Source organism: Haloterrigena gelatinilytica (genome assembly GCF_013342145.1).
In the GTDB taxonomy this organism is placed as follows: domain Archaea; phylum Halobacteriota; class Halobacteria; order Halobacteriales; family Natrialbaceae; genus Haloterrigena; species Haloterrigena gelatinilytica.
The window spans coordinates 21,779-39,881 of sequence record NZ_JABUQZ010000001.1; the positions used below are offsets into that span (position 1 = coordinate 21,779).

Consider the following 18,103-nt stretch of genomic DNA (forward strand, 5'->3'; position numbering starts at 1 on the left):
CTTGTACGCACGGAGGGAGCCCAGTCTGTGTCACCTCAGGTTAGGAGTCTTCCTCGACGACGTCGATCGTCGTCTCGCCCGTCGCCGACGTTTTGGGGAGAGTCAGCTCGAGGACGCCGCGTTCGACGATCGCTTCCGTCTCCGTGCCGACCGCGTCGGCGGGGAGGGGAAGCTCGATATCGAGAAAGAGCGAGCGGTTCTCCTCGACGTACTGATAGTCGCCCGCGGGGTCCTTCTCGCGGTGGGCCTCGATGGAGAGCCGTCCGTCGTCGACCGCCACCTCGAGGGAGTCGGCGGAGACGCCCGGAACGTCGAGGACGAGCAGGTAGGCGTCCTCGCTCTCGAGCAGATCGAAGAAGACGTCTTCCGAGAGATCCTGCAGTGCGGCGCGAAGCGCTGACATGGCTACAGGTTCGAACGCCGATACGAAAAAGGCCGCGGTAGCGGTCGATTCGACTGTCGGACGGCGCCGCGACCGACGCGGGACGCGGCCGATCGCGGGGTCCGTCGACGGGGGCGGTCCCCCACGTTTTAGGCGCCCGGCGACCCGAGTGCAGGTATGGACGGAGCCGACAGCGAGCGCAAGCGGGCCGGGTTCAAGGAACGGACGCCGGTCGACGAGGCGCGACGGATACTCAGGGAGGCCGTCGCGGGGGCCGGCGACGCGGCCGCTGCGGACGGCGACGACGGAGACACGCTCTCGCCGCTGACGGGGACCGAACGGCTCGAGGTCGAGCGCGCGGACGGCCGCGTGCTGGCCGCCCCCGTCGCCTCGGCCCGGAGCGTCCCCCACTACGAGCGGGCCGCGATGGACGGCTACGCCGTCCGCGCCGCGGACACGTTCGGCGCCAGCGACCGCTCCCCCGAAGTGCTGCGAATCGCAGAGAGCGTCGGCGCCGACGCCGAGGTCGGGCCCGAGACCGCCGCCCGCGTCCACACCGGCAGCGCCCTCCCGGCGGGCGCCGACGCCGTCGTCATGATCGAACGGGTGACCGAACTCGAGTCGGCCGGCGAAGTCGAGATCGAGGACGCGGTCGCCGAGGGCGAGAACGTCGCGCCGGTCGGCGAGGACGTCGAGGCGGATCAGCACCTCTACGACGCCGGCCATCGGCTGCGGCCGTCGGATCTGGGCCTGCTGCGGTCGGCGGGCTACGCCCGCGTCGCGGTCGCCGAGCCTCCGACGGTCGGCGTGATCCCGACCGGCGAGGAACTCGTCGAGGCCGATCCGGGACCGGGCGAAGTGATCGAGACCAACGGGCTCACCGTCTCCCGACTCGTCGAGCGCTGGGGCGGTCGCGCGACCTATCGCGACGTCGTCACCGACGACTTCGAGTCGCTTCGCGTGGCGATCCAGCGGGACCTGACGAAGGACGTCATCGTCACCACCGGCGGCTCGTCCGTCGGCGAGCGCGACCTCCTCCCCGAGGTGATCGACGAGCTGGGCGAAGTGCTCGTCCACGGCGTCGGGCTCAAGCCCGGCCACCCCGTCTGTCTCGGAATCGTCGAGGAGACGCCCGTCCTCGCGCTGCCGGGCTATCCCGTCGCCTGTATCGTCAACGCCGTCCAGTTCCTCCGACCCGTGATGCGCTGGCTCGAGGGGACCGAACCCGACCCGCACCCGACGACCCTCGCTCGCCTCGAGCGCAAGATCCCCAGCGAGCCCGGAACGCGGACCTTCGCGCGGGTCCGACTCGAGGACCGCGAGGACGCCGCCGACCTCGCGGCCGACGAGCCGCGGTACGCGGCGACGCCGACCAGAGCGAGCGGCTCCGGCGTGCTCTCGAGCGTCGCGCTGGCCGACGGCTGGGTGGTCGTCGACGACGACCGCGAGGGGATCCCCGCGGGCGAGACCGTCGCGGTCGAGAACTGGGAACCGAACGTGTAAGCTGACTCATTTCGTCTCGACACTGTTTTTACCGTGACGATCGTACTCACGGTCATGGAACTGAACGAATTCCTCGAGGGGGAAACGCTGGACGGACGACAGGCCGCGATCGTATTCTTCACCTTCCTGGTGCTGATCGTCATCGCGGCGCTCATCCTGATCACGTTCAGCGACGTCTTCTACAACCTGGTCAACTAGCACCTCGCCGGACTCAGTCCGACAGTACCGCGAGCCGAACCGCGTCCGCGAGCGCGTTCACGCGAGCGACGTGCTCGTAGGAACCGTCCCGAACCCCGTTCGTGACGTACGAGAAGGCGATATTCTCCTCGGGGTCGGCCCAGCCGACGCTACTGCCGAGTCCCGCATGGCCGAAGACGCGCTCTGGCGAGAGCGTCCCGTAGGGGGCGACCGTCGTTCCGCCCTTCCAGAAGCCGAGCGCGAACCGGCCCTCACGGCCGAGCGTGCCGTCCGCGTCGGTCTCTGCCTCGAGGGCCGTCATCCGCTCGACGGTCTCCGCCGAGAGGAGCCGCGTGCCCTCGAGTTCGCCGCCGTTGGCGAGACAGGCGTAGAAGCGCGCCATGTCGCCGGCGGTTCCGATCCCGTTGGCCGCCGGGATCACGGCGCGGTGGATCTCCTCGGCGTTGAACGGCGCCGCGACCTCGGCGTTGTCCCCGAGCCCCTCGCCGGGGTCTCGACAGCGGTCGAACGCATCGAAACCGACTAGCGTTGCCACGTCGTCGTCCTCGTTCTCCCGGAGGCCGATTCCGGTGTCGTCCATTCCCAGCGGCTCGAACACGCGCTCTTTTGCGGCCTCCTCGATCGACGATCCGGACACCCGACGGACGAGTTCGCCGACCAGCCAGCCGAAGGTGAGCGCGTGGTAGGCCGGCGTCTCGCCCGGCGGGAAGTTCGGCTCCATCGCCTCGATCTGTGCGACCGCGGCGTCCCAGTCGGTCCAGAGGTCGGGCCGGTCGTCGATCTCTCCCTGATTGAGTCCCGCGGTGTGGCTGAGGACCTGTCGGACGGTGATCTCGGCCTTCTCGGTCCCCTCGTCGGCGAACTCCGGCCAGTGATCGACCACCCGGTCGTCGTACGCGAGTTCCCCCTCGTCGACCAGCGTGTGCAGCGTCACGGCGGCGTAGGGCTTCGTACACGAGAACAGCACGTGTCGCGTCTCGGGGGTCTCGCGGTCGCCGTCTGGCCCCTCGCGGCCGCCCGCGAGGTCGAGCACCCGCTCACCGTCGACGTAGACGGCCAGCTGCGCGCCGTGGTGGAGCCCGACCTCGAGGTGGCGGTCGAACAGGGCGGCGATCCGCTCGCGATCCGAATCGCGGAGTCGTGTCATACCACACCGCACCAGCGGGAGGCTTGTAACCGTTCCCACCAACCTTTTTTAACGGGGTCCTCCCTCGCTTCGCTCGCTCGAACCCCGTCTGCTCACGGGCCGAAGGCCCGTTCGCACGTCACGTGGGACCTCCGGTCCCACGCTGCCAAAAACCGTCCTCAGAAATCGAAGATTTCTGACGGGCGCAGCAAGAGCTTCGCTCTTGTGGCCGTCGATGAAAAAAGGCCGCCGTCGCGGGGCTTCGCCCCGCTCCGGCGGTGAATCGCTCGCTTCGCTCGTGAATGCTAGGACAACCGCAACGAAGCAGCGCCCCTCCCTCTCGAGTCACCGCAATACGAACTCGAGAGAAATTGCGTACAGCGCCGCGGAGAACAGTTTCTGGAGCCGTTAGCCGGAGAACTCGTAGAGTTCGTCGCCGACGTGGTGCAGCGAGTCGATGACCTTCCCCTCGTCGCCGGCCATATCCTCGCCGTCGACGCGAGCGCGGCCGACCGCCAGCACCTTTCCGTGGGACTCCTCGGCGATGACGACCAGATCGTCGGGCGAGATGTCGTCGGTGGCCTCCGTGATCCCCGGTCGCATCACGTCCGCGCCGTCGCTGACGAACGAGATCGCGCCGGCGTCGACCGTGACCAGGCGCTTCTCGGGCTCGTAGGCGTTGGCGCCTCTGACGGTCAGGAACGGTTCCTCGTCGAAGTACGCGACCTGTGGCTCCCCGTCGATGAGGACGACCTCCCAGTCGGTGTCCTCGAACTCGACGCGCTCGTAGGCGTCGCCCTCGGGCGAGACGCCGAGTTGCTCCTCGAGGGCCGTCTCGACGTCCGAGACGACGTCGCTGCGGAGATGGTGTCGGGACTTGACCTGCATACCCGGTCCAACGGCCGAGCGAGAGATAAAAGGCCCGTTCGGCGACCGATCGGAGGCCCTGAGAGTCGCCGCCGATTAGGGGTGTGACAATCGCTAAGTACTAGCACGGTGTCCGGTTAGCTATGTGGCCCTCCCGGACGCGCACTGAGACGGTCACGTGTCTCGCCTGCGGCGACCAGGTCACCCGGTCGATGGCGCGCGAGTACGACAAACACGGCGACCGCTGGGATCGCGAGGACAAGGAGTTCGAACACCTATGCAAATCCTGTCACGACGATCTCTGTCACTATCCGCGGGACGAACTCGAGGCCCTGCTCGTCGAGAGCGAAGCCGGCGAAACGGATCGGGCCTCTTTTCTCGCCGACTACCTCGAGACCGTCGAAGAGCGCTACGGGACGCTCGAGGAGGAATCCTGACGGCGGCGACCCTCGCCGTCTCCGTCTCCCCATCCCGACACGACTTTCACCTTCACGTCCGTAGGCACCGATATGAGTAACGACGCACAGGCCGAGGCCGGGACGGCCGACGGCCAGGGCCCGGTCGAGGTCTCCGAGGACCTCGCGCGCCACCTCGAGAACAAACGCGACGAACTCTTCGAGAAGTTCGAGATCCGCGACGAGTTTCCCGCCGAGGTGCTCGAGGAAGCCGAAGCGCGAACCGAGGACGTCGGGACGGAAATCCACGACGAGATCGACGAACGCGAGGATCTCCGGGATCTGACGACCTGGACGACGGACCCCATCGACGCTCAGGACTTCGACGACGCGCTCTCGATCGAGGAACGCGAGGACGAGTACGTTCTCTGGGTCCACATCGCCGACGTCACCCACTACGTCAACCCCGACACCGCGATGTGGGACGAGGCCGTCGAGCGCGGGAACACGGTCTATCTGCCGGGCTACACCATCCACATGCTTCCGCCCGTCCTCGCGGAGACCGTCTGCTCGCTGGTGCCAAACGAGGACCGACTGGCTCACACCGTCGAGATGCACCTCGACAAGGAGAACCTCTCCTACGAGACCATCGACATCTACAAGTCCGTCATCGAATCCGACGAGCGCCTGACCTACTCGCAGGCCGAGAACCGCCTCGAGGATCCCGACGCCGACCTCCACGAGGAGAACAAACTGGTCTACGAGGTCGCGAACCGGATGCACGAACAGCGCAAGGAGGACGGCTCGCTCGTCCTGAACCCCGCCCGCGACCGGGCCCACACCATCATCGAGGAGTGCATGCTGAAGGCCAACAAGGCCGTCACGCACGAGCTCATGTGGTCTCGCGGCGTCGAGGCGATGTACCGCGTCCACCCGCAGCCGAGCCCCGACGAGTGGTCCGAAGCCCTCCGGGAGATTCAGGACCTAGACGGCGTCTCGATCCCCGGCAGCACGTGGGACGACCCCCGAAAGGCCGTCAACGCGACGCTCGAGGAGGCGCCCGGACGGCAACTCGACAAGATCCAGTGGGCAGTGATGAAGGTGATGCCCCGCGCGAAGTACATGAACGACCCGTTCGGCGGCCACCACGCGCTGAACTTCGAGATCTACGGCCACTTCACCAGCCCCATCCGTCGGCTCAGCGACCTGATCAACCACTGGATCGTCTACCAGAACGACGTCCCCGAGAACCTGATCGAACTCTGCGACCGCGCCAGCGACAAGCAGAAGGACGCCGAGCAGTGCGAACGCGAGTACAAGAACTTCCTCCAGGAGGTCGGTCTCGATCCGATGGCGGTCAACAACCGCGGGATCGAGGTCGTGGACGACGACGAAGCCGACAAGACGCTGTAACGGTCGGCTATCGCGCGGGTATTCCGTCTCGTTCTCTCCAGTCTGATCGAACCGCGTGCGGCGGCGCACCTGATCACGGTGAGCGTATCGGGAACCGTGCTCCGAAGCCGTGCGAGGTCTTCGCGAGTCGTGCGGGACCTCCGGTCCCGCATCCCATGCGAACGCCGCACGGTCGCCGTGAGCAGACGGCCGCTTCGCGTCCGTGAGCAGCGTATTCGAGACGTACCGCTCTCCAAAACGCCGATATCGCGTTCGACTCGAGGAGCGACGCTCGTCAGTCGCTATCTCTCCCCGTCCGCGCTCGCGATCGGTCGCTCGTAGACGTACTCCTCGAGGCCGGCGGCCAGATCGTTCTCCCGGGTCGCGACGCGTTCGAACCCCGCGGATTCGTAAAACGCGATCCCGACGTCGTTGGCCGCGAGGACGGCCAGCCGAAGGCGGTCGAACGCGTCCCCGAGGTCGGCCTCGAGTCGCGTTAACAACTGCGTCCCGGTCCCCTCTCCCCAGATCTCGGGGGTGACGTACAGGCGCGCGAGATAGCCGACCGCCGGGTCCTCGGGCCACGGGACGGCGTGGGCGAACCCGGCACACTCGCGGTCGAACTCGCCGATGCGGTCTGCGCGGTCGTCCGTCGATCGCGTTCGAGCGCCGTCGTCGGCCGACTCGGCGACGAGGAAGGCCACGTCCGCCCGCTCGCTCGCGCCGTCGATCGACGACTCGAGGTCGCCGATCGCGTACCAGTCGTCGACGACCTCGTCGACCCGGTCGGCGCCGAGGATCTCGTCGTAGGCGGCGTGCCAGCTCTCGCGGGCCGTCTGGTGGATCGCCCAGACGTCGTCGCGCGTCGCCGGCCGGACGGCTCGACTCACGTGACATCGTACCAACTCCGTAACCAAAAGTCCGGGGCCGGACGTTGAACGGTTGTACAGGTCCTGATACGTCCGAATACGACTTTCTCGATTTCGTCGGTGTGCGCGAATCGAGACGGGAGTCCCGTCGCCGATTCAGTCGACGACGAACGTTTCGGCCTCGATCACGCTGCCGCCGACCCAGCACTCGCGGGCGAACCACGCGAAGTAGCCCACGAGCCCGGCGGTGAGCACGCCCTCGAGCGCCCCGAGTCCGGTGATACCGTCGCCCCGGAGGAGGCTCGCGACGCTGATCGCGGCCCAGCCGACGGCCAGCAGCGCGATCGCGACGGCGGCGACGCGGGGCCACTCGAGGGTCGTCGACCCGAGCGAGATTCGCTCCCGGCGGCCGGCGACGAGCATGCCGCCGCCGACGGCGACGAGCCACGCGACGATACCGAGCCTCGAGGGCGTCGTCGGGACGCCGAGCGCGGCGACGAAGGCGCCGGCCAGCAGGAGCGTCGCGACGCCGCCGCCCGCGAGCCCGCGGCGGAGAACGGCCTTGCGAGCGTTCATCGCACGACGATTCGACTGCGGCCGGCATTACCCGTTCGGATCGCCGTCGTCGGAACTGGCGGGACGGGAGCCAAACGAAGAGAACGGAGAACGCAGAAAACGGTCGACGAGTCGCGATCAGTCGTCGTCCATCGGCGCCGTCACGGGTTCGACGCGCTCGCCGCGGGGCCCCTCGATGTCGACCTTCGGGAGCAGATCGCGCAGGTAGCGGCCGGTGTGGGAGTCGTCGAGTCGCGCGACCTCCTCCGGCGTCCCCGTCGCGACGATCTCGCCGCCGTTCTCGCCGCCCTCGGGGCCGAGGTCGATGATGTGGTCGGCGTTCTTCACGAGGTCGAGTTCGTGCTCGATGACGACGACGGTGTTGCCGTTGTCGGTCAGCCGGTGGAGCACGTCGATGAGCTTGCGCTCGTCCTCGCTGTGGAGCCCGGTGGTGGGCTCGTCGAGCAGGTAGAGCGTCTCGCCCGTGTCCTTCTTCCCCAACTCTTCGGCGAGCTTGATCCGCTGGGCCTCGCCGCCCGACAGCGTCGTGGAGGGCTGGCCGAGCTTCATGTAGTCTAAGCCGACGTCCTTCAGCAGCTTCAGGCGCCGCCGGATCTGGCTCGAGGACTCGAAGAACTCGTAGGCCTCCTCGACTTCCATCTCGAGGACGTCGGCGATGGTCTTGCCCTTGTAGGTGACGTCGAGCGTGGCGTCGTTGTATCGCGCGCCGTCGCACTCCTCGCAGGGGACGTAGACGTCCGAGAGGAAGTTCATCTCGATCTTCACGGTCCCTTGCCCGCCACACTCCTCGCAGCGGCCGCCCTTGACGTTGAAGGAGAATCGGCCCTTCTCGTAGCCGCGCTGTTTCGCCAGCTTCGTCTGGGCGAACAGCTCGCGGATGTAGTCGAAGACGTTGGTGTACGTCGCCGGGTTCGAGCGGGGCGTGCGGCCGATCGGCGACTGGTCGATCAGGCGCACGGTCTCGATCGCGTCGAGGCCCTCGAGGGCGTCGTGGTCGCCCGGGATGACCGACGTGTTGTCGTTCATCTCGCGGGCCAGCCCCTTGTAGAGCACCTCGTGCATCAGGGTCGACTTGCCGGAGCCGGAGACGCCCGTGATCGCCGTGAAGTTACCCAGCGGGATGTCGACGTCCACGTCGTCTAAGTTGTGCTGACGGGCGCCGCGGATCGTCAGCGCACCGTCGGGATCGCGGCGTTCGTCGGGCACCGGAATCTGCCGGCGGCCCGAGAGGTAATCGCCCGTCACGGAGCCCTCGGTCGCTTTGACCTCCTCGACGGGGCCGTTGGCGACGACCTCGCCGCCGCGCTTCCCCGGGCCGGGACCCATGTCGATGACCTGGTCCGCCCGGCGCATCGTCTCCTCGTCGTGTTCGACGACGATGAGGGTGTTTCCGAGGTCCCGCAGTTCCTCTAAGGTGTCGAGCAGGCGGTCGTTGTCCCGCTGGTGGAGCCCGATCGAGGGCTCGTCTAACACGTAGAGGACGCCGACGAGGCCGGAGCCGATCTGCGTGGCGAGGCGGATGCGCTGGCTCTCTCCGCCCGACAGCGTCGCGGCCTCCCGGTCGAGCGTGAGGTAGTCCAGCCCGACCTCGCACATGAAGCCGAGTCGCGCGCGGATCTCCTTTAAGATCTCCTCGGCGATGACCTTCTCGCGCTCGGTGAGGTCGGCTTCCATCGATTCGAAGTGTTCCAAGGCGTCGCCGATGCTCATCGCGTTGATCTCGGTGATCGCCGTCTCGTCGACGAGCACGGCTCGACTCGCGGCCTTCAGCCGCGTGCCGTCACAGGCCGGACACTCCGTCGCGGACATGTAGTCCTCGATGTGCTCTCTGGTCGAGTCGGAGTCGGTCTCGACGTACCGGCGCTCGAGGTTCGGAATGACGCCCTCGAAGCGCTTTCGCTTCCGGCGGGTGCCGTTTTTCGTGCTCCGCTTGAACACGACCTCGCCGTCGGTGCCGTAGAGGAACGCCCGCTGGACGTCCTCGTCTAACTCCTCGAACGGCGTCGACAGCGAGACGTCGAAGTGCTCGGCGACGGCGTCGAGGCGGGTTCGGTAGTACGACCGGTTGTAGCTCCAGGCCTCGAAGACGTGCTTGAGCGGCTTGGACTCGTCTTGCACGACGAGGTCCTCGTCGACCTCCTTGGTCTCGCCCAGCCCTTCGCACTCGGGACAGGCGCCGTGGGGCGAGTTAAAGGAGAAGGAGCGGGTCTCGATCTCGGGGACGTCGATTCCGCAGTGCGTGCAGGCGAGGTCCTTCGAGAACTCGACGACGAAGCGGTCGTCCTCCTCGGTCTCGTCGCCCAGGGCGCCCGTCCGGCGGGCCGCGTCGCCCAGGTCGCTCGCGACGTCCTTCGGCGCGTCCGGCAGGATGACCTTCAGGACGCCCTCGGCCTCGTCGAGCGCGGTTTCGACGCTGTCGATGATGCGCGGGCGGTCCTCCGCGGAGACCTTCACGCGGTCGACGATGACGTCGACGGTGTGGTCGAAGTTCTCGTCCAGATCGGGATCGTCCAGCGTGAGGTCGTGTTCCTCGCCGTCGATCTCGACGCGGGCGTACCCCTCCGAGACGAGTTCCTCGAAGAGGTCCTCGAAGGCGCCCTTCTGGTCGCGGACGACCGGCGCCGCCAGCTTGACCTTCGTGCCCTCGGGGAGCTCGAGGATGCGTTCGACCATGTTCTGGGCCGACTGTTCGCCGACTTCGCGGCCGCACTCGGGACAGTGAGGGGTGCCGACGCGGGCGTAGAGGAGACGGAGATAGTCGTGGAGTTCCGTGACGGTCCCCACCGTCGATCGGGGGTTGTTCGCGGCGTTCTTCTGGTCGATCGAGATCGCCGGGGAGAGGCCTTCGACGGTCTCGACCTGCGGCTTGTCCATCTGACCGAGGAAGTTCCGGGCATAGGCCGAGAGACTCTCGATGTACCGGCGTTGGCCCTCGGCGTAGATCGTCTCGAACGCCAGCGAGGACTTGCCCGACCCCGAAAGGCCGGTGACGACGGTGAACTCCTCGCGGGGAATGGTGACGTCGAGGTCCTTGAGGTTGTGTTCCTCCGCGCCCCGCACCTCGATGTAGTCCTTGCTCATAATTTCGTGGTGATCGGTGACTGCATAATTGCGCGACTCGCTGCTCGATTCACTGTGATGGAGTCAGTGGCCGGAAGGACTTAACGGGTCTGAAAGCCCGATAGAATGGGATTTGCTAGCAGCTAGCCCGATCGAACGCTCCCGTCGCTGCGACCTCGTGACGATCCGAGCCCCCAGTCCAAAGTGACTTCGGTCGGACTCCCCAACGGAAAGTCATGAGCGACGACACCGACCCCGGTCTGGCGGTCGACGACCTCGTCGACTACTGCCACACGCAGGCGGGGCTGCTCTCCGGGCGCGTCGAGACCATGCGCTCCGAGGCCGACGACCTGCTCGCCGAGATCGACGAGGACATGGCCGAACTCCGCGGCCAGCTCGAGGACCACGGGACGGCGACGACGGGGACCGACGCCCCGTCGACGCCGGACGGTCCCGGCGACGAGTTAGACCTCGACGCCTTCGAGGAACTCGAGAGCGACGTCAAGGAGAAACAGCTGCTGCTCGAGGCCAAACAGACGCGAATGGAGGCCTTCCAGACGCTGGCCGGCGCCTACACGGACCTCGCGGAAGAGTTGGCCGAGGAGGTCGACGACGGCGAGGACGCCCTCTCCCGCCTGCTCGAGTTCGAGGCCGACCGCGACGCGCCGGCGTACTTCGACGAGCGGGAGACGATGCTCGAGGCCGCGGCGCACTCGAGCGACGACGACTCCGGCGACTGACGGTCGGTCTTCGGTGTGGGTATTCGTAGGCGATAGCGGGAACTATTCACCCGGATACACAGGTGGATTGTGGGCGGTAATTACGCGTGCGAACGCTTCGTCAGTCTCCGTTGTACGCTGCGTCGAGATACGGGTCGTATCTGCGACCGCAGTTATCGCATTCGTAGAATTGTATTCGCCATCCCGGCGTCGTATACCGGGCCGAGTACGCCTCTCGCTTGCCACAACGCGGACAGGTGGTCGGCGGCGAGGATTCCATAGTGCAGACGATCCGACGGACCGCGATAAGTGCGTCCCCGCTATTCGGCACGCCCCTCTCGACGGGCGTTCGGTAGTCGATCTGCTGAATAGAAACCGCGTGTCTCGCCCGCCGCGCCACTCCGTCGATCAGTTGGCGATAATCCGGGCGATCCAGACGATCGGGATCACCGGGATCGCCAATCCGGTGACCAGAAGCAGGATGGCGATCACGACCTTCTCGGCGCGACTCGACCCGTGCCATATCGACTGCCACATATCGTCGATCGCCCGCGCCGTTCGCTGGATCAATCCGGCCATAGATGGTGCTGAGGGTATCGAGACGGAAAATCCAACAGCCTGCAACGGCGTAGACTTCTCAACGAGAGCCGCACTCCGTATTCAGCACGCCGCTCTTGACGGTTATCGGTGAGGTCGATTGCGACTTCAGTTCCAGATCTACTCTCTCCGACCCGTCGAAGCGACGGCTCAGCCGTTCGACAGCGCCTCGAGCAGCCGATCGATATCCTCCCTGGTGTTGAACGCGTGGACCGACGCCCGGATCGCATCGGGGGCTGGCAACGACCTGACGACGATGCCGGCGTCCGAAAGCCGCTCGACGGTCGCCTCGGGGTCGTCGACGTCGACGGTGACGAGGCCGGACTCGAAGGCCCGCGGACTCAGTAGTCGGTCGTCCTCGAGACCGTCCTTGAGCCGGTCCGTGAGCCGTTCGATCCGCGATTCGATCGCGTCGATGCCGATCTCCTCGAGCGTCCGAATCGATTCCGCCAGCCCCGCGTGCGGCGCGGGGCTCGACGTGCCGACTTCGAACCGCCCGGCACCCGGCGCGTACTCGTAGTCCGTTGCGTCCGGGTCGACGACGCTGCGGTAGCCGATCGCGGCGGGAACGAGGTCGTGATCGCGTGCGACGCCGTCTCGGACGTACATGAACCCGGAGCCGAAGGGGCTGACGAGCCACTTGTGTCCCGCGGCGACGACGAAGTCGGCGCCCCATTCGCGGACGTCGACCGGCGACTGGCCGGGCGCCTGCACGGCGTCGACGAGGACCAGCGCGCCGGCGTCGCGGGCGATGTCGACGATTTCTGACACCGGCAGTCGGGTACCGTGGGTCCAGGTGAGCGAACTCACGCAGAACAGCGTCGCCTCCTCGGCCGCCGCCGTCACGTCCTCGAGAGCAAGCCGTCCGCGCTCGGTTTCGAGGACCCGCACGTCGACTCCCCGCTCGCGCTCGAGGCGCCGCCACGGGAGCACGCCGGCGGCGTGCTCGAGGTCGGTTCGGACGACGGTATCGCCGTCGTCCCAGTCGAGCGCGCCCGCGACGCGGTTGATCCCGTCGGTCGTGCTCTCCGTGAGCGCGATCTCGGCGGGCGCGGCGCCCAGCAGGCCCGCGATCGCGTCCCGCGCCTCGTCGTAGGCGTCGAACGCCGCGGGATACTGCCCCTCGTTCGTCGGGGCCTCGAACTCGTGGGACTCGAGGCTCGATTCGGCCGCCTCGACGACGCGGCGCGGGCTCGGGCCGCCCGCGCCCCAGTTGAAATACGCGCCGGACTCGAGGGCCGGCATCGTCTCGCGCAACTCGATGGGGTCCATACCCCGTCCGTCGGCCGGCGTCGTGTTCGTTCTGACGATCGGTTTCGAGCCGCGGCGACGAGTTGAATCGTACTGGGCAGCCGATCACTGTTCGGGCATATTTAAGCACCCTCTGTATCGAGGGAACGGCCGCTGAGATTACTATCGCTCGAGAATCATCGCGGGTATTGACCGTATGTCCACTCGTAGGTAGAGATGAGGAGAAGGCCAATGACAACGACAGCAGCGAACCGACGGCAGTTCATGGCGGCACTGGGCGCGGCCGGCACCGTCGCGGTGGCCGGTTGCCTCGGTGGCGACGAGCCCCAGGGGGACAGCGCGACGACCGACCCCGAGACGGACGGCGAGGAGGGACTGTCGGCGGCGAAGGCTGTCGCCGTCGACCGGATCGCCCGCGATCCGACCGACATCCCCGCGCCGGTCGACTGGACCGAGCCCCGCGAACACGACGTGACCGTCCGCACCGAGCGACTGGTCGCCGAAATCGAGCCCGGGGTTACGTTCGAGTACATGACCTTCGAGGGCCAGGTTCCGGGGCCGATGATTCGGGTCCGTGAAGGAGATCGGATCACCCTCACCTTCGAGGTGCCCGAGGACCTGAACATGGCCCAGCACAACATGGACTTCCACGCGGTCTACGGGCCCGGCGGGGGCGCCGAGGCGACGACGGTCAGCCCCGGCGACGATCCCGCCCAGATCAGCTTCACGGCCGATTACCCCGGGGTGTTCATCTACCACTGCGCGATCCCGAACATGGACTACCACATCAGCTCGGGCATGTTCGGCGCGATCCTCGTCGAGCCCGAGGAGGGCCTCCCGGAGGTCGACCGCGAGTACTACCTCGGCCAGCACGAGCTCTACACCGACGGCGATGTCGGCGAGGAGGGCCACCACGCCTTCGACTTCGACGCCATGCTCGCCGAACAGCCCACCTACGTCGTCTTCAACGGCCAGGCCTACGGCCTCACCGAAGACCACGCCATGCGGGCTAAAACCGGCGAGACCGTCCGGGTGTACTTCGCCAACGGCGGTCCCAACCTCACCAGCGCCGTCCACCCCATCGGCAACGTCTGGAGCCGCTACTACCGCGACGGCGACCTCCTGACCGACCCCGACCGCAACATCGAGACGGCCCCGGTCGCGCCCGGCACGACGACCGCCGGCGAGATGGAGTTCCCCGTTCCCGGTCCCGTCAAGATCGTCGACCACGCGCTGACCCGCGCCACTCGCAGGGGCGCCCTCGCCGAAATCCACGTCGAGGGCGACCCCGCTCGCGACCTCTACGACGAGAACCCGTGACCCTGATCGCCTCAGCAGCACGGCATCGACTCGAGCGACCACTCCTCCTTCTTCGTACCCACATATCGCCCCCGACGTCCGCATGCGACCCGGTTCGGCGACCGCCGCGACGCTGATCGAGCGCTCTCGCGTCGTGTTCCCGTTCCTCGGTAACTGAGGGCGGGCTTTTACAGGGTCGCCGGGAAACACTCGCCCGATGATGTTCGTCCCGGCACCGCTACTCGCGTTCGACGCCAGCGATCCGGAAGCGACGGTCGCGATCGGGCAGCTGTTCGCCTCCCTCGCGGTCGGCGTCGCCGCGCTCGTCCTGCTGTACTACGCGTCTGTCTTCGTCCGCGACGTGCTCGTCGCCGACGTCCGCGAAGCGCAGTGGTACCTCTTCGCCGCGATCGGCGCCGCGATCGCGTACTCCGTCGCCGACGTCGGGACGGTGGTGCTCGAGGCCGACTCGCTCTCCCTGTTCGCCGAGGGTGCGGTGCTGTTCTTCATCCTCTTTCTCGCGCTGGCGATCCGCGCGATGTACCACGCCGAGCGGCCCGGGGAGGGGCGGTCGCGACTGGTCCCCGCGTGGGCCGACTACGCCGTCGTCGCGGTCTTCGTCGCCGCGTGGTGGGGAACCTTCCTCCTCGAGAGCGACTGGACGCACCCGGTGATCGCCGTCGGCTGGATCGTCACCTCGGCGTGGGCCGTGCTCTACGCCGTTCGGACGGTCCGCGTCCACGAGGGGACGACGCTCGCGGCGCTGACGCGCCACCTGCTGCCGGCGATCCTCTGTCTGGTCGCCGTCGTCTCCGTCGATCTCGTGGCCGGCTACCTGTCGGGGTACGAGGCGCTAACCGACGCGGTCTGGATCGTCGGTACGACGCTGGTCGCCGCCTTCCTGTTCGACACCGCCGTCGCCATCCGCCAGCAGGGCGGCGAACTCGAGCGGCTCTACGACTGGACGACCTGGCGCGAACAGTCGTTCGAACAGTAGCCGCGGACGGCGTTCCGGGCGGTCGTGCGCCGCCTCAGAGGTTGCCCCGCAGCACGATCTCCTCGCCGACGGAATCGAGCATATCCTCCGTGACGACGTAGTCCTCTTCGTCCTCTCCCTCGACGCCGAGCGAGGCGAGCAGGTGCTCCGCGATCGACGGGTTCGGATCGACGGAGGCGCGCCCGTTCTCGACTTTCGCGACGATACCGAGCTCCTTGCCTTCGGCGTCGACAACTGTCTTGCCGACCTCGTCGTCGGTCAGTGTCGCTGTCATACTCGGCGCTATCACGACGATCGGGTTAACTTCCGGGCCGTCCCGTGCCAGCCGCGCCTCGAGCGACCGTCACGCGACCGGTCGCGCTGCAAACGCGTCCCCGGGCTATTTGACGGCCGGTGACGACGGTACGGTCGGAGCGTTCGCTTCCGTCCAGCCATGACTCACACCATCGAACTCAGCGACGACATGAAAGAACGGCTCGACAGCCACTGCGAAGAGGGCGAGTCCTACGAGGAGTTCCTCGAGGAACTCCTCTCGATCTACGAGACCGAGGGCGCGTTCCTGCAGGAAGGCTACTCCGAGTGACGGTCGGCGACCGGCCTCGCGTATCCGGCCTTCTCGTTCGATCGGAACCCGACGGCGAGACGACCGTCGAGGCGTGACTCCGCTCACTATAACGGGCCAGCCGTCAGTCGTCGTGAATCACCGGTTCCTCCTGGGGCGCCTGTTTCTCCTGAAGGTGTTCGATCGCGTGGAGCTCGACGACCGGGAACAGTTTGGCCACCGTGAGGAAGAACAGGGTCACCATCCCGACCGTGCCGGTCAGCGACGAGATCTCGATGAGACTCGGGAAGTACTCGCCGGGCACCGCGCCGTAGATGTCCATGGTCGGGTGCAGGAACCCCTCGACGACGAACAGGATCTTCTCGATCAGCGTGCCGGTGAGCACCGCGAGGCCGGAGACGACGGCCCGCTTCTTGGTGAACAGCGCCGGCCGGATCGTCTGTGCGAAGATGAACGCGAGCGTCGCGGCGACGAGCCCCATCGCGAGCACGTAGAGCGGCTGGTGAATCCGCCCCTCCGCGGCGTGGGTCACGTCCACGGGCGCCGCGAACAGGCCGGTCGTGAGCTGCTGGAGCTGCAGCCAGAGGAAGAGCAGACAGAAGAAGCCGAGCCACAGCAGCAGCCCGCGGAAGATGTCGTCGGTGATGATGTGATCCCAGTCGTAGGCCCAGCGGAAGGCGTAGGACAGCAGGATCACGCCGCTGATCGCCGACGTCAGGGCGATCGTGAGGAACTGCGGCCCCTGAACGGCGCCGAACCAGCCCGGCATCGTCGGGATCACCGCGAACAGCCACGGAATGACGCCGCCGTGGAGCAGGAGCGGCGCCATGATGATGATCGCCAGCGCGAGCCACCAGACCATCCGGTCGATGACCTCGTCTTCCTTCTCGGTGTAGCCGATCGTCAGGAACCGGTAGATCGGATCGAACCGATCCGGTAGCTGATCGCGCAGGCGGCTGACGTCGTAGCGCAGCGTCAGCGACAGGTAGGTCGCCGTCAACACGAGGTAGGCGGTGATGACGGTCACGTCCCACACCAGCGGCGAGTTGTGAACCGTGATGTGGTAGTGGCCCAGCACGCTCGTGACCATCCGGTCCGGACGGCCCATGTGGACGATGATGTAGAAGCCGGCCGCCGAGAGGCCGGCGATCGTCAGGAGCTCGGCCAGGCGAGCGACCGGCATGTAGCGTTCCATGCCGAGCAGCCGGACGGCGGCCGAGAGGATGATCCCGCCGTGTGCGATCCCGACCCACCAGATGAACGCGCCGATGTAGACGCCCCACGTGACGCCGCCGCCCGACCCCCAGTCCGCGAGGCCGGTGACGACCATCCCCTCCCAGAGCTGGTAGAACCAGCCCAGCAGGAACAGGGTAAACGCCAGTCCGGCGACGGCGACCAGCGCGAAGTACTTCGTCGAGGTGTTCTGTATCGGGCGCAGGATGTCGGCCTTCCGCGGCGTTTTCGTACTCATTGGGAGAGCTTCGCAAGCCTACGGGTGCCGGTCCCCTTATTGCATCCGTTGGCTTTGCAAGCACCGCCGAACGAGCCGAAACGGACGCTCGCCCTCGGTCGGCGGTTCCGATCGAGTCGGCTTCCGATCGTCCCGTGCAGCCATCCGTTCGGTTCGCTCGAGACGCGGCCGCGAGCCGATTCTCAGTTGCGGTTTTGCGCGCCGCTGCGAGCCGTCGCTCCGCGATCGACCGCGAACGCCGCGACTCGAGTAACGACAAATTGTCGCCCGTATGCGGACGTTTCGGTAGCGCCATCGGGGCGTCAACGACCGACTGGATTCGGGACGCCGCTGCAGTGGCTGTGAACGGTGTGGCACCTCCAAGTGGATGCGGGCCGAATCGCCAGCCATGACGTTCCTGGTCGCCCTCGACGAGTCGGCTCCCGGTCGGGCGGCCCTCGAGTACGCGCTCGAGAACCACCCCGACGAGGAGATCGTCGTCGTCCACGTCGTCGATCCGAACGAGAGCGGCTACGGCGAGGCCGCCCACATCGGCGCCGACGGGATCCGCGAACAGCGCCGGGAGCAGGCGACCGCACTGTTCGAGAGGGCTCGGGAGACCGCGGCCGAGCGGGACTGCGAGATCGAGACGGCGCTTCTGACCGGCCAGCCCGCGGCCGCCGTCCTCGAGTACGCGACCGACCGCGGGGTCGACCGAATCGTCGTCGGCAGTCACGGCCGGTCGGGAATCTCGCGGGTCTTGCTCGGGAGCGTCGCGGAACGGATCGCCCGTCGATCGCCCGTTCCGGTGACGATCGTTCGCTGACGGTCGTCGATCGAACGAGCGAGCGCGTCGTCCC

19 protein-coding genes are annotated in these 18,103 nt (G+C 67.2%); 9 read left to right on the top strand and 10 right to left on the bottom strand.

Translation table 11 applies throughout. The annotated features are described in order from the left end of the window. Positions 1-40: 40 nt before the first annotated feature. Positions 41-403, bottom strand: a complete 363-nt coding sequence (locus HTZ84_RS00110; RefSeq protein ID WP_174678816.1) for an Hsp20/alpha crystallin family protein — start codon at positions 401-403, stop codon at positions 41-43. 156 nt (positions 404-559) lie between these two features. Between HTZ84_RS00110 and HTZ84_RS00115 the strand changes: the two genes are divergently transcribed. Further along, positions 560-1,885: a molybdopterin molybdotransferase MoeA gene (locus HTZ84_RS00115; protein ID WP_174678817.1), complete on the top strand. Its 1,326-nt coding sequence runs from the start codon at positions 560-562 to the stop codon at positions 1,883-1,885. Between the two features lie 54 nt (positions 1,886-1,939). Further along, a complete protein-coding gene (locus HTZ84_RS00120) occupies positions 1,940-2,083 on the top strand; it encodes a hypothetical protein (RefSeq protein ID WP_174678818.1) in 144 nt (47 codons plus the stop codon). 13 nt (positions 2,084-2,096) lie between these two features. Here the strand turns inward: HTZ84_RS00120 and HTZ84_RS00125 are convergent, their stop codons facing one another. Together HTZ84_RS00125 and HTZ84_RS00130 are read right to left on the bottom strand one after the other, a co-directional pair. Continuing rightward, positions 2,097-3,230: a serine hydrolase domain-containing protein gene (locus HTZ84_RS00125; protein ID WP_174678819.1), complete on the bottom strand. Its 1,134-nt coding sequence runs from the start codon at positions 3,228-3,230 to the stop codon at positions 2,097-2,099. Positions 3,231-3,617: 387 nt separating this feature from the next. Next, positions 3,618-4,097 (bottom strand): RNA-binding protein, encoded by a 480-nt coding sequence (locus HTZ84_RS00130; protein ID WP_008893987.1) that lies wholly within the window; start codon positions 4,095-4,097, stop codon positions 3,618-3,620. A gap of 122 nt (positions 4,098-4,219) precedes the next feature. Here HTZ84_RS00130 and HTZ84_RS00135 point away from each other — a divergent pair, with 122 nt between their 5' ends. Next, entirely contained in the window at positions 4,220-4,513 is a 294-nt protein-coding gene (locus HTZ84_RS00135) for a DUF7562 family protein (RefSeq protein ID WP_174678820.1), read from the top strand. 72 nt (positions 4,514-4,585) lie between these two features. Next, entirely contained in the window at positions 4,586-5,884 is a 1,299-nt protein-coding gene (locus tag HTZ84_RS00140) for an RNB domain-containing ribonuclease (protein ID WP_174678821.1), read from the top strand. A 281-nt stretch (positions 5,885-6,165) separates the two neighbouring features. Here the strand turns inward: HTZ84_RS00140 and HTZ84_RS00145 are convergent, their stop codons facing one another. From HTZ84_RS00145 to uvrA, 3 genes are all read right to left on the bottom strand, one after another. Further along, positions 6,166-6,753 (bottom strand): GNAT family N-acetyltransferase, encoded by a 588-nt coding sequence (locus HTZ84_RS00145; RefSeq protein ID WP_174678822.1) that lies wholly within the window; start codon positions 6,751-6,753, stop codon positions 6,166-6,168. Positions 6,754-6,888: 135 nt separating this feature from the next. Continuing rightward, on the bottom strand, positions 6,889-7,308 hold the full coding sequence (locus HTZ84_RS00150; RefSeq protein WP_174678823.1) for a hypothetical protein: 420 nt from the start codon (positions 7,306-7,308) through the stop codon (positions 6,889-6,891). A 117-nt stretch (positions 7,309-7,425) separates the two neighbouring features. Next, positions 7,426-10,389: an excinuclease ABC subunit UvrA gene (gene uvrA / locus HTZ84_RS00155; protein ID WP_174678824.1), complete on the bottom strand. Its 2,964-nt coding sequence runs from the start codon at positions 10,387-10,389 to the stop codon at positions 7,426-7,428. A 215-nt stretch (positions 10,390-10,604) separates the two neighbouring features. Between uvrA and HTZ84_RS00160 the strand changes: the two genes are divergently transcribed. Beyond that, positions 10,605-11,108, top strand: coding sequence for a hypothetical protein (locus HTZ84_RS00160; RefSeq protein WP_174678825.1), 504 nt, complete (start codon positions 10,605-10,607; stop codon positions 11,106-11,108). Positions 11,109-11,495: 387 nt separating this feature from the next. Here the strand turns inward: HTZ84_RS00160 and HTZ84_RS00165 are convergent, their stop codons facing one another. Beyond that, complete coding sequence (locus tag HTZ84_RS00165) at positions 11,496-11,666, bottom strand: hypothetical protein (RefSeq protein ID WP_174678826.1); 171 nt, start codon at positions 11,664-11,666, stop codon at positions 11,496-11,498. Between the two features lie 168 nt (positions 11,667-11,834). After that, positions 11,835-12,956, bottom strand: a complete 1,122-nt coding sequence (locus HTZ84_RS00170) for an aminotransferase class V-fold PLP-dependent enzyme (protein WP_174678827.1) — start codon at positions 12,954-12,956, stop codon at positions 11,835-11,837. Between the two features lie 210 nt (positions 12,957-13,166). Here HTZ84_RS00170 and nirK point away from each other — a divergent pair, with 210 nt between their 5' ends. Both nirK and HTZ84_RS00180 read left to right on the top strand, forming a co-directional pair. Beyond that, positions 13,167-14,255 (top strand): copper-containing nitrite reductase, encoded by a 1,089-nt coding sequence (gene nirK / locus HTZ84_RS00175; RefSeq protein ID WP_254611685.1) that lies wholly within the window; start codon positions 13,167-13,169, stop codon positions 14,253-14,255. A gap of 196 nt (positions 14,256-14,451) precedes the next feature. Further along, positions 14,452-15,231, top strand: coding sequence for a hypothetical protein (locus HTZ84_RS00180; protein ID WP_174678828.1), 780 nt, complete (start codon positions 14,452-14,454; stop codon positions 15,229-15,231). Between the two features lie 34 nt (positions 15,232-15,265). Here the strand turns inward: HTZ84_RS00180 and HTZ84_RS00185 are convergent, their stop codons facing one another. Then, on the bottom strand, positions 15,266-15,505 hold the full coding sequence (locus HTZ84_RS00185) for a hypothetical protein (RefSeq protein WP_174678829.1): 240 nt from the start codon (positions 15,503-15,505) through the stop codon (positions 15,266-15,268). 159 nt (positions 15,506-15,664) lie between these two features. Between HTZ84_RS00185 and HTZ84_RS00190 the strand changes: the two genes are divergently transcribed. Continuing rightward, a complete protein-coding gene (locus HTZ84_RS00190; RefSeq protein WP_008893999.1) occupies positions 15,665-15,814 on the top strand; it encodes a DUF7557 family protein in 150 nt (49 codons plus the stop codon). Positions 15,815-15,917: 103 nt separating this feature from the next. Here HTZ84_RS00190 and nrfD read toward each other — a convergent pair whose 3' ends face one another. Next, positions 15,918-17,264, bottom strand: coding sequence for an NrfD/PsrC family molybdoenzyme membrane anchor subunit (gene nrfD / locus HTZ84_RS00195; protein WP_174678830.1), 1,347 nt, complete (start codon positions 17,262-17,264; stop codon positions 15,918-15,920). Positions 17,265-17,652: 388 nt separating this feature from the next. Between nrfD and HTZ84_RS00200 the strand changes: the two genes are divergently transcribed. Further along, positions 17,653-18,069 (top strand): universal stress protein, encoded by a 417-nt coding sequence (locus HTZ84_RS00200; RefSeq protein WP_174678831.1) that lies wholly within the window; start codon positions 17,653-17,655, stop codon positions 18,067-18,069. Positions 18,070-18,103 lie beyond the last annotated feature (34 nt).